12 protein-coding genes are annotated in these 11,627 nt (G+C 59.0%); all 12 read right to left on the reverse strand.

Annotated elements, in window-relative coordinates; translation table 11 throughout:
- Nucleotides 1-129 precede the first annotated feature (129 nt).
- On the reverse strand, nucleotides 130-1,128 hold the full coding sequence (locus ACRESJ_RS25885) for an ADP-ribosylglycohydrolase family protein (protein WP_431760407.1): 999 nt from the start codon (nucleotides 1,126-1,128) through the stop codon (nucleotides 130-132).
- Entirely contained in the window at nucleotides 1,125-1,838 is a 714-nt protein-coding gene (locus tag ACRESJ_RS25890) for a GntR family transcriptional regulator (protein WP_431760408.1), read from the reverse strand. Before ACRESJ_RS25890 ends, ACRESJ_RS25885 begins: the two co-directional genes overlap by 4 nt.
- A gap of 212 nt (nucleotides 1,839-2,050) precedes the next feature.
- Nucleotides 2,051-3,019, reverse strand: coding sequence for an L-arabinose ABC transporter permease AraH (gene araH / locus ACRESJ_RS25895; RefSeq protein WP_431760409.1), 969 nt, complete (start codon nucleotides 3,017-3,019; stop codon nucleotides 2,051-2,053).
- Between the two features lie 12 nt (nucleotides 3,020-3,031).
- Entirely contained in the window at nucleotides 3,032-4,576 is a 1,545-nt protein-coding gene (gene araG / locus ACRESJ_RS25900; RefSeq protein ID WP_431760410.1) for an L-arabinose ABC transporter ATP-binding protein AraG, read from the reverse strand.
- Nucleotides 4,577-4,640: 64 nt separating this feature from the next.
- Nucleotides 4,641-5,645, reverse strand: coding sequence for a substrate-binding domain-containing protein (locus ACRESJ_RS25905; RefSeq protein WP_431760411.1), 1,005 nt, complete (start codon nucleotides 5,643-5,645; stop codon nucleotides 4,641-4,643).
- A gap of 129 nt (nucleotides 5,646-5,774) precedes the next feature.
- Nucleotides 5,775-6,593: an SDR family oxidoreductase gene (locus ACRESJ_RS25910; RefSeq protein ID WP_431760412.1), complete on the reverse strand. Its 819-nt coding sequence runs from the start codon at nucleotides 6,591-6,593 to the stop codon at nucleotides 5,775-5,777.
- A gap of 272 nt (nucleotides 6,594-6,865) precedes the next feature.
- Nucleotides 6,866-7,741 (reverse strand): SMP-30/gluconolactonase/LRE family protein, encoded by an 876-nt coding sequence (locus ACRESJ_RS25915; RefSeq protein WP_431760413.1) that lies wholly within the window; start codon nucleotides 7,739-7,741, stop codon nucleotides 6,866-6,868.
- A 41-nt stretch (nucleotides 7,742-7,782) separates the two neighbouring features.
- Nucleotides 7,783-8,499 (reverse strand): FadR/GntR family transcriptional regulator, encoded by a 717-nt coding sequence (locus tag ACRESJ_RS25920; protein ID WP_431760414.1) that lies wholly within the window; start codon nucleotides 8,497-8,499, stop codon nucleotides 7,783-7,785.
- A gap of 130 nt (nucleotides 8,500-8,629) precedes the next feature.
- The gene (locus ACRESJ_RS25925; RefSeq protein ID WP_431760415.1) at nucleotides 8,630-9,190 is read right to left on the reverse strand and encodes a DUF1285 domain-containing protein; all 561 of its coding nucleotides are present in this window, start codon (nucleotides 9,188-9,190) and stop codon (nucleotides 8,630-8,632) included.
- A 16-nt stretch (nucleotides 9,191-9,206) separates the two neighbouring features.
- Nucleotides 9,207-9,815, reverse strand: coding sequence for a DUF4823 domain-containing protein (locus ACRESJ_RS25930; protein ID WP_431760416.1), 609 nt, complete (start codon nucleotides 9,813-9,815; stop codon nucleotides 9,207-9,209).
- Between the two features lie 134 nt (nucleotides 9,816-9,949).
- Nucleotides 9,950-10,918: a GTP 3',8-cyclase MoaA gene (locus ACRESJ_RS25935; RefSeq protein ID WP_431760417.1), complete on the reverse strand. Its 969-nt coding sequence runs from the start codon at nucleotides 10,916-10,918 to the stop codon at nucleotides 9,950-9,952.
- A 138-nt stretch (nucleotides 10,919-11,056) separates the two neighbouring features.
- On the reverse strand, nucleotides 11,057-11,627 hold a 571-nt coding region (locus ACRESJ_RS25940; RefSeq protein ID WP_431760418.1), incomplete at its 5' end, for a TetR/AcrR family transcriptional regulator.

The following is an 11,627-nucleotide window of genomic DNA, read 5'->3' on the forward strand; positions in this document are numbered from 1 at the left end:
GCCGCAGGCTGCGATCTTTTGATCTTCTTTGGCGATTTTGAAGCCGCCGAAAATCAAGGTCAAAAGATCGCAGACTGCGGCAGCTCCTACAGGGAGAATGTGTACCTGCTTGTGAAGGCGTCAGCCCATTCAGCGCAGAGCGAGAAGGCCCTGCACCAACGGCTCCAGCTCCAGATGATTGACGGCCTTGACCTTCGAGATCATCTCGACAGGCCAACTCTCAAGCCCCAGGCAAGCCCCAAGCATCGCGCCCAGTATCGCCGCGATGGTGTCGGTGTCGCCGCCAAGGCTGGCGGCCATGCACAGTGCGTCAAAAGCGTTCATTTCACCAATGGCCACTTGCTGGGCCAGCGCGAACGCCACCACCACCGATTCCTGAGACGCCACCGACGTGCCAATCACCTCGTACAGCAAATCCGAGAGCAAACCATTGTCGCTGTCGACGCTGATACTTCGAGCCCAGCTGATGCGCGATGCAATGCATCCACCGGCAACCCAGTGACCATGGCTTTGCGCTTGCTGGGCCATTTGCTGGCCGAGGTTCAAGGCTTCGCCCAGGTCCAAGCCGTTGATCCCGGCAGAAACCACGGCGGCCACAGCCGCAGCACTGGAGATCCCCAGCGAAGTGTTGTGAGTCACCTGACAGGCTTGCACGACAGCCTCGATAAACCGCTGGGGATCGGCGACATTCGCCGCAATGCCCACCGGTGTAATGCGCATCGCTGCCCCGTTGGTGGTGCCGTAACGCCCCGCTTCTTCGGGCGAATGGCCAGCGAGAATCATCTCGATTGCACGCTTGGTCGAAGGGCCGAGCAAATCCTGGGAGCCCTTGGCCTGCATCACCGCTTCCCACTCGATCAACCGCTGTGCAAGCACCGACGGTTCGATCTTGCCCTTACCGTCAACCAACAACTGACCCACCAGGATCGCCTGTTCGGTGTCATCGGTGATCGAGCCCTTGGGCATGTTCGCGGCGATCGGTTGATCGGGGCCGGCATCTTCGAGGTCGGTGATTTCACCAAAGCGCGCCTGGATTTCAGCGCGGCTTAACGATTGGGTCGGCATGCCCAGGGCATCGCCCAACGCGAGGCCGTAAAAAGCGCCCAAGGCACGGTTGAGCGCCGTCATTTCGACGGTCCGATTTGCAGATGCAGACGGAAATGCACAGGGTCGAGCAGGCTTTCCACTTGCTCCATGAAGCGGTTTTGCCGGTCGTAAGTGGTGCGCAAGGCCTTGAGGAATACCGTGCCGACGGGACGCCCCAGCAGCTCGGCGTCTTCGGCGTTCAACGGTTCGGCGCCGATCCATTGATCACCGCGCTCACCAATGTAGCCATAGGCGGCCAAGGTGATGGTCAAGGAATCATCGATCAGACCCACGCGAGGCAAGCCTTCCAGGCCACCAGTCGCAGGCATTAGAGAACGTTCAAGGGAGACCAGCGTGCCGTCGTTTGAACGGCGACGGCGGTCGAGGGTGATGAACTGGTCGGTGCCGAAGCGCGACAGCAGATCAGGCCGTGTCACCGCCTCCAGCCGCAATACTTCGGTATTGACCAGCGCCCCGCTGTCGGCCAGCGCCTGCGCCCAGCCGTTGCGCTGGTCGAGCACCACGCCGTCAAATGTGACGATAGACCCCACCCCGCTTTGGGTCGCGATGTAGTTGCGCCGCTTCAATTCGGCCAGGGCTTCACGCAAGGTTCCTCGGCTGACTTTGAATTCTTGAGCCAACTGATGCTCACCGGGCAGATGAAAACCGTCCTCCATGAGGCCGCTTTCAATGCGCCGGATGAGCTCGTCGACCACCCGTTTTTTCTTGTCGAATCGTACCTGTCTAATCATGTACAAATTGAACCTGAAACTGTTTGTTACGAGCAAGAAATATTTGAGGGAGATGACGGAAGGGATGGCAAAAGCTGTGACCGCTGCGCGGTCAATCGCCAGCAGGCTGGCTCCCACAGTGATCCGAGTCGTACACAAAATCAGGTGTACAAAGTAGATCCCCTGTGGGAGCCAGCCTGCTGGCGATGGCGTCAGTTAGATCAAAACAAATCTCAACGCTGCTTCATGCGGTCAATCACCACCGCCAGCAGCAAGATCGAACCGCGAATCACATACTGATAAAACGTATCGATGTTCTTCAGGTTCATCGCATTCTCGATGATCGCCAGAATAAGAACACCGGCAATCACATGCCGAATCATCCCGATCCCGCCGCTCAACGACACCCCACCCAGCACACAAGCCGAGATCACTGTCAGCTCGAAACCCTGGCCGATCATCGGTTGCCCGGAGGTCATGCGCGACGCCAGGATCACCCCGGCCAGTGCGCCAATGACACCGTGCACGGCGAAGATGATGATCTTGGTCCGGTCAACGTTGACCCCGGCCAGCAGCGCCGCTTCCTGGTTGCCGCCAATGGCCATGGTGTTGCGCCCGTAGGTGGTGTAGTTGAGCAACCAGCCGAAGAACAGGAAGCAGACGATGGTGATCAGAATCGGCACCGGCACACCGAACAACTGGCCGTTGCCGAATACGAAGAACGATTCCTGAGACACGCCCACCGCTTTGCCATTGGCGAAGATGTAGGCCAGGCCACGCACGATCTGCATGGTCGCCAGCGTGGTGATCAGCGCATTGACCCGCAGCTTGGCGATCACGATGCCGTTGATCAGGCCGACGATCAGCCCCATGACCAAGGCCGCGCTGATGCCGAGGAATATGCTGTTGGTGTCGCGCATCACCACTGCCGCCACCACCCCGGCGCAGGCAATCACCGAGCCGACCGACAAATCGAAATGCCCGGACGCCAGGCAATACAACATGGTGCACGCGGCGATGCCGGTGGTGGAAATCGCCAGGCCGAGCCCGCGCATGTTCAGTGGCGAGAGGAAGTTGTCGATCAGCAAGGTGCAGAGCACGAAGATCCCGACCGCGGCCGCCAGCATTGCCCAATCATCCACAAAGCGCCGCAGGTCCAGAGGTTTGCGTTCGGTCGGCAGGGTCTCGTTTTTGGTTGTCATCATCATTACCTCTCAGTTCGCCACGCCGTCAGCGCGGTGGCGCGGCAAAGCCAGTTGCAGCAGGTTGGATTCATTGGCCTGTTCTCGGCTCAGCTCGCCACACAGCGCGCCTTCGCACAGCACCAGGATGCGATCGGAAATGCCCATCACTTCCATCAGGTCGCTGGACACCACGATCACCGCGATGCCGTCGGCGGCCAGGTTATGGATGATCTGGTAGATCTCGGCCTTGGCCCCGATATCGATACCGCGAGTGGGCTCATCGAGTAGCAGGACTTTCATCGGCATCGACAGCCAGCGACCGAGAATCGCCTTCTGCTGATTGCCACCGGACAGGAACTTGATCGGTTGCCCGGCGTGGGGCGTCTTCACTTTCAGCGCCTTGATCTGTTTGTCGGCGTTGGTCTTTTCCCAGAGCCCGCGGATCAGACAGCCGAAACCTGCGTGGGCACTGCGCGCACTGATGTTGATGTTCTCGGCGACGCTGGCCAGCGGAACAATCCCCTCCTTCTTGCGATCCTCCGGACACAGCAGAATGCCGGCGTCAATGGCGTCGCGAGGGGAGCGTAATTTCAGTTCATGACCACGTAATTCAAGACGTCCGGCAGAGTTGCGTTCCAGGCCGCTGAGCATACGAAACAGCTCGGTGCGCCCTGCCCCGACCAAACCAAACAGCCCGAGGATTTCGCCTTTGTGCGCGTCGAAACTCACCGGTTCGCGCAAGCCAGGCCCCAGCAGGCCGTCGACCCTCAAGGCCACCGCGCCACGGGGGCGCGAGCGATAGTCGTAGATGTCCTGAATATCGCGACCGACCATGCACGTAACCAGTTGATCGTGGGTCAGCTCGCTCATGTCCTCGAATGTACGCACATAGCGGCCATCCTTGAACACCGTCACCGCATCACAGATACGGAACACTTCTTCCATGCGATGGGAAACGTAGAGCACTACTTTGCCTTCGTCGCGCAGGCGCCCGATGATCGCCATCAAGCGATCGATCTCCCGCGCTGAAAGGCTGCTGGTAGGTTCGTCGAAGGCAATCACATGGGCGCCACGGGACAGGGCCTTGGCGATTTCCACCAGTTGCCGCTGACCGAGGGACAGGCGTCCGACCTTCTCCTGCGGATCGATCTCATCAGCCAGGCCCTTGAGACAGGCCAACGCCTGCTGGCGCAAGGCGCCGCGATTGATCAGGCCGAAGCTGGCGGGCAAATGACCCAGGAACAGGTTTTCCGCCACGGTCATTTCCGGCACCAGGTGCAACTCCTGGTGGATCACCGCGACGCCACTGCCGATGCTGTCGGCGGTGGACTTGAACGCCATCGTCTGCTCGCCGATCTGCAGTTCGCCACTGCTCGGGATGTAAGCGCCACCGAGGATCTTCAGCAACGTCGACTTGCCGGCGCCGTTCTCGCCCATCAAGGCGTGAACCTGCCCCGGATGGGCAACGAAATTGATGTTGTCCAGCGCCTTCACCCCGGGAAAGGTTTTGCCAATCCCGTTGAAGCGCAAGCTGCCGCCTGGGTTGTGTTGTTGTGCTTTTGTTTGCGCGTGCATAACCACCTCATCACACAGATCTGGCAGCCCCGTTGCCGGGGCCGCCGATGAAATCAACCGGCCTTCAGTTCCACAGGCCGATCTTTTCCAGTTCCTGCTTGAAGTTGTCGCGGGTAATCAGCGTCACGTCGTCCATGGCGGTGTACTTCGCCGGCTCTTTGCCCGTGGTGACCCACTCGTACATCATGCTGGCGGTGTTGTAGCCCTCGATGTGCGGGCTTGGCAGCATCGAGCCGTGGAAACCGCTGTCAGGTTTTTTCAGCTCGCCAATGGCGTCGGTGCCATTAATGCCGATGCCGATCACGTTTGCCGCAGCGAAGCCGGCAGCTTCGGTCGCACGAACACCGCCGAGCACGGTGTTGTCGTTCATCCCGCCAATGATCAGGTTCTTCGCCGCGCCCGGCAGCTTCACCAGGGCCGAGTTGGTGGCATCCATGCTGCCCGGCACGTCGAGGGTTTTGAGCGCCGAAAACAGAATGTGGTCTTTGGGCATGCCGGCATCTTCCAGCGCTTTGACCGAACCGTCGGTGCGTTTCTTGCCGGTGTCGAGTTCGTTGTAGGTGTTGATCACCGCGTAGGTGTCCTTCCATTCCCAGCCGCGCTTCTTCGCTTCGGTGGCCATGGCGCTGCCTTGTTTCTGGCCCACTTCGAATGCCGCCATGCCCAGGTACGGCACGTCCTCCATGAACTTGCCGCTGGCATCGACAAAGCGGTCATCCACAGCGATCACTTTCAGACCGTTGAGCTTGGCCTTGGCCATGATCGCAGGGCCGAGGGACACATCCGGCGGGCAGATGACAAAGCCCTTGGCGCCGTTGGCCGCCAGGCTGTCGATAGCCGAAAGCGTTTTCTCACCATCCGGCACGGCGATCTTGATCAGGGTAAAGCCCTTCTCCTTGCCGGCTTTTTCGGCAAAAGCCCATTCGGTCTGGAACCAGGGCTCTTCCGCCTGCTTGACCAGAAAACCGATTTTTACTTCCTCAGCCGCCAGCAGCGTGCTGCTGAGGCTGACCGCCGAGACCGCCAGGGCGGCACAGCACAGGGTACGGATTGCATGACGACGATTCATAAGCTGACTCCTTGTTATTTTTGTTGAGCGTTCTTTGAAAGCCATGGAGCGGTAACGCAATACTGCCAATAGTCATATCGTATGATGATTGGATTTTAGTCGTAGTAATCCGACTGAAATCCCGGTCACTCAGTCGTGGTACATCACCGAGCGACCGCCATCGATGGTGATGCACGACGCATTGATGAACGGCGCTTCATCGCTGGCCAGAAACACCGCGGTCATGGCCACTTCGATCGGCTGGCCGATGCGCTTGGGTGGGTGCAGGTCAAAGGCCCGCTGACGCTCGGCGTGGGGGTCGGCAAAACCGTTCCAGTAATCGATGTTGATCTGGGTTTCGATGTAACCCGGCGCGATGGCGTTCACACGGATGCCCTTGGCCGCGTATTCGATGCCCAGTGAACGGGTCAGGCCGAGCAAACCGTGCTTGGCCACCGGGTACGGGAAGCAACCTGGAATGATGTGGGAGGAATGGGTGGAAGCGATGTTGATGATGCTGCCGATGCCCTGTTCGATCATCTGCGGCAATACCGCCTTGCAGCCGTACCAGGCGCCATCGAGGTCGATGGCGAAGCAGCGGCGCCAATCTTCCTCGGTCATTTGCAACGGATCGCGGAACACATTCACCCCGGCGCAGTTGACCAACACGTCGATCCGACCGTGACGCTCGACGGCCAGCCGGGCCATCCCATGAAGGTCCTGCTGACGCGACACATCAGCCTCGATCGCCACCACATCGGCGCCCTTGTCCCGCCAGTACGCCGCGACTTTTTCGACTTTATCAGCCTGGATGTCGCTGATTATCAGCTTGGCTTGCTGGGAAGCGAAAGACGCGACAATGGCCTCGCCGATGCCTTGGGCAGCCCCGGTCAGCAGTACGACTTTGTTTTTCAGGCGTTCGCCCTTGGGCGGCTCGGGCGCTGCTGGCAAGGAAAGTGGTTCAGCCATGGATCAAGGACTCCTGTTCGAAAGCACGACGAAAACCGGGCATCTCTCGATGTCCGGTCAAAAGGCGTTGAAAAGGAAACAGGCAAGCAAAAAACGTTTCAGCACTGCTGCGGTCTGAATCGCTGACTCCGCGAGGGAGTACCGGGAATATCGCTGCATCACTTCACCTGTTTTGTTTTTTTAAGTGTGAGTGCGTGTCACTGATGGAGCCGACTATAAACCCGGCTCGCACAAAATCTCAATATATATATTTGCATCCCACATATTGGGAGTTATCCCGCAAAGCGACTACAGAGCTTTCCGGGGACATCTACCCGAATCGATAACACCGCTCCGTCCAGCGCATGCCCAAGCGGGCTCGCGGCGCTGGTGATGTACAAGGTCCTCAAGTCGGCATCGCCGAATACACAACTGGTGGGACGGCTGATGGGGAGCTCGATTACTCGATCGACTTTGCCGTCCGGACTGAGCCTGAGTAAGCAACTGCCATCCCAGCGGGCATTCCAGATGAACCCCTCAGCGTCCATGGCCGAGCCATCAGGCCCACCCCTTTTATCCGGGCCGAACCAGACCTTCGCCGGATCGAGGCCGCCATCGGTTCGAATGAAATGTTGATACAACGTGCCGTCGAGGCTGTCGCCGAAATAAACGGTGGTGGCGTCATCACTCCACAGCAGTGTGTTGGGTATGCCCAGCCCGCGCAGTAACGGCGTGACCCTGGCATCGCGATCAATGCGAAACAATCCCCCGGAGCGTCGCACGATGGGCAGGTCCTCGCCCTTCTCACCGATATTGTTTTGCATGGTGCCGAGCCAGAGCCGGCCTTGAGCATCACAACGAGCTTCGTTGCCGCGGTTGCCCGGTTGCGGATCGGCGACGCAGAACAAGGTCAGTCGCGGGTCCACCCCCGGTGAATTCAGGTCCAACCGATACACGCCGCTACTCAAGGTCACCAACGCATCGCCGCTTGCGCAGGGAATGAACGCTGAAACGTGTTCCGGCATCTGCCAAATCTGCACGTTGGCACCGATTAGCCGCAGCGCTTGCTTACCGGCAATGTCGACCCAGTACAGCGCCTGGGTCGGGGCATCCCAGAACGGACCTTCGCCCAGTTGCGCCCGGTGTTCGGTGACTGCGGTCAACGTCATGAAACCTCCTGCATTGTTCTTGTTTTTAGTGGGATTTCGTTTCAGCTGGCTTTTTTATCCGCCATGACTTGCGGGTAATAACGCTTGATGGCCAGGTCGGCGTTATCGATCAGCGTCATACAGGCCCACACGCCCCGCGCGGCATCCCGGGCGGCGATGGCCTGGGCCATGTCTTTGTGAATCGGCAGGGTGCGGCGCAGTTCGTCCGGGTCGGCAGCGGACACCTCGAAACACACCGCCAGCAGTGCGCCCAAGGCTGGGATCATTTGCTCAATAAATTGGTTGTGGCTGGCGGCAAGAATGCACTCGTGGAAGACCTGGTCCGCGCGGTTGTAATCAATCCCGCTTTCCACTGCCCTTTCCAGCGCGTTGTAGGCCAGAAGGACGGCTTGCACCTGTTCGGCATTCGCCCTTTCACAGGCCCAGCGCACAGCCATCGGTTCGATGGTGCGACGCAGGTCGAGCAAGTCATCGACGAAGTTCTCGGGCAAACCACTGCGTGACAGCCAACCTACAACCTGTGGATCGAACAGGTTCCAGCGCCGCACGGGCAAAACCCGCGTACCGACCTTCGGCCCGACTTCGAGCATGCCTTTGGCAACCAGGGTCTTGATGGCTTCACGAATGACCGTGCGACTGACTCCCAGCTGCTCGCCAAGGTCGGCTTCGACCTTGATCGTCTCACCTGGCTTGACCTGCCCCGCAGCGATCCAGCAACCCAGCCAATCGACCGTCGACGCATGAAAGCTGCTGGACATGGACACCTCAAAGCCGTTCGCGATGGATGCCCACGCTAATCATCATATGATTGGGTGTCAATTGGATTTTTTGGGGCGTGCGGTAGTCCTATGTGGGAGCGGGCTTGCTCGCTCCCACAAGGGTTATGTGTCAGGGCTCAAGGCCGATTGGGAAGAATACTCCGCCGCTCCAGACGCCAAGCCAACGCTGCCCATCGATCTCGCGACTCACCGCCAGCTCCACCAATTGATAGAACACATTGCGATGAATCAGCGCTTCGAGGTTGCTGCGCACATGCACGTAGGGCGCAGGCTCTTGGGTAATCGGATCGATCACCACGCGAATCGGGTGCTCGGCTCCGGCCTCGGTGGTTTCATCAACGTTGGTGGTGAAGCGCAGCACCTGCGTTTGCCCCTCGCCCTCCACGTCCACGGCGATCGCCACGAAAGGCGCGTCATCGACCTTGATCCCGACCTTCTCGACCGGCGTAATGAGGAAGTAATCATCGCCATCGCGACGGATGATGGTGGAGAACAGCTTGACCATCGGCTTGCGCCCGATCGGCGTGCCCAGGTAATACCAGGTGCCGTCGCGGGCGATACGCATGTCGATGTCGCCGCAGAAATCGGGGTTCCACAGGTGCACCGGCGGCAAGCCATCGGTTTTGGGGATTTGCCCCAACAGGTCGTTGGCTTTTTGCGGGCCACTCATGGCGTTCTCCTTGAAATTACTGGTCGCTCAGACCCAGCAGGCCACGAGCGTATTGCTCAAGTGGCGGGCCCATCAGGTCTTCTGGTTTTTTGTCGTGGAACGTCAGCAAACCGCCACGACTGTTGATACGCGCAGTATCAATCAAATACTGGGTGCTGGTCTCGATCAACATGATCTGAATCACACCCGTATCGACACCCAGACGATCCAGTGCTTCCTGGTCGAGCCATTCATCCGAGTTGCCAATACGATCATCGGACTTGGCGAAACGGGTGTAGAGCAGGTAATGAGCACCGACAGCACGGGCTTCGTTCATGGCCTGGTCGAGGCCTTCCGGGGTGTGGGCGCGACGGACCATGGGGAAGTATTCGATAAAGCCATCGAACGCGACTTCAGCGATCACGTTTGGACGCGGGTAGACCGCACTGCCCGGTGGCATGAACGCACCCTGAGCGATGTAGACGAACGAGTCCGGCTGAATGCGCAGGTTATTCACGCGGCGGCTGTCGCTGTGATCCAGAAAGCCGGCGTCGCTCATGTGGTAGCGAGCCCCTTCGGCCATATCGCTGACATTCATGCAGCCACCGAGCGCCAAAACGGCCAGCAGCAAAACCAGGCTACGCATCCTATCCTCCAAAGGCCGGTGACGGAAAACCGGCGAATGGCCATGGGATGCAGCTTTTGCGCCAGCTCAGGGGTATCTGTACCTCGGTTTGCCCCCATCCTTGTGGGAGCTAGCCTGCTAGCGATAGGGCCGGATCAGCCGCCGATAATTTTCATGACGGTCGCGCCACCGGAGAACGCCACTTCCTGCTTGTCGCCCAACGCCTTGACCAGCAGCCGTTGCAGCGCCGGCAGCGCTTGATGACGCGGCTTGTCCAGAAGATCACCGACATAGTGGCGATTGCTCGACGACAGGCAGCCATGCAGCCATCCCGTAGAGGAAAGACGCAACCGCGAACAGGTCCGGCAAAAAGGAACGCTTTCATTGGCGATCACGCCGAAGTACCCAAGCTCCGGGATTTCGTAGCGCACCGCTGTTGCATCGACCGGTGCGTCGGCCTGGAGATACTCGTAACGCTCGCCAATCAGGCTCAGTAACTGTTGAAGGCTGACGAACTGTTGCAGAAAAGTGTTGGAGTCGCTGGCCAGGTGGCCCATGCGCATCAGCTCGATGAAGCGCAGCTCATAGCCACGTTCCAGGCAGTAATCGAGTAACGGCATGACCTGATCGAGATTCTGACCGCGCAAAGGCACCATGTTGACCTTGATCTTCATGCCGGCTGCACGAGCCTGGTCCATGCCATCGAGTACCGTCGCCAGGTCGCCGCCACGGGCAATTGCGCGGAAGGCACTGGCGTCGAGGGTATCGAGGGAAACGTTGATGCGCCGAATACCGGCATCCAGCAGCAGCGGCAGCTTCTTCGCCAACAACTGGCCATTGGTGGTCAGGCTGATGTCTTGCAGGCCCATCTGCCCGACCGCGGTCATGAAGGTTTCGAGTTTCGGGCTAACCAGCGGTTCGCCGCCGGTGATGCGCAAACGTTCGATGCCTGCCGCTTCGATCAGATAGGCCACGCCGCGGGCCATGGCTTCAGCCGACAGTTCATCCTGCGCAGCCACCAGCCGCTTGCCGTTGGGCACGCAGTAAGTACACGCGTAATTGCAGGCTGAGGTCAGGCTGACTCGCAAATTGCGAAAACGCCTGCCTTGACGGTCAACGATCATGGCCACTCCGGCAAAAGAATATTCGGATCGCTAAAACTTGACTGAGAAATCAAGTTTTAGCAAGTCCTATGCCTGAGTATATTCCTGCGGTAATGGCCCATGTAGCGAAATCATGGGGCAATAAGGCTGCTGAATGGCTCAGCTGCTCGGAGTGTCAGTGTCGCGCTTGCGCTTGTTGCCCATGCGCACGCCGATGTCCATCAGGAATTGGAAGAACCCTTCCTGATCTTCCAGCACATTGCTCCAGAACGGCGAGTGGTACAGCGCCACGGCACCGTGCACCAGCGCCCAGGACGCGCAATAGTGGAAGTAAGGGGGTACGTCTTCGAGCTTGCCTTCGCTGATCCGGCCCTTGATCAGCAGAGTCAGGCGTTCGAAGTTCGAAGCGCGGATCTTGTGCAGCTCTTCGATCATCTCCGGCACCTGGTTGCCCTTGACCACCTTTTCTTCCAGGCGATCAAACAGGCGATAACGCTGTGGATCGCGCATGCGGAATTCGAAGTAGGCGCGGGACAGGGCTTCCTTGTCCTTGTCGACATCGGCCGAGTGCAACAGCTCATTCAAGTCGCGCTCATAGTCGAGCATCAGGCGAAGATAGATTTCAGCCTTGGATTTGAAGTGCTTGTAGATCGTGCCTTTGCCGATACCGACAGCATCAGCAATCATCTCGACGGTGACACTGTCTTCACCTTGTTCGAGGAACAGCTTG

Origin of the sequence: Pseudomonas sp. (assembly GCF_050739655.1) — a bacterium.
GTDB lineage: Bacteria > Pseudomonadota > Gammaproteobacteria > Pseudomonadales > Pseudomonadaceae > Aquipseudomonas.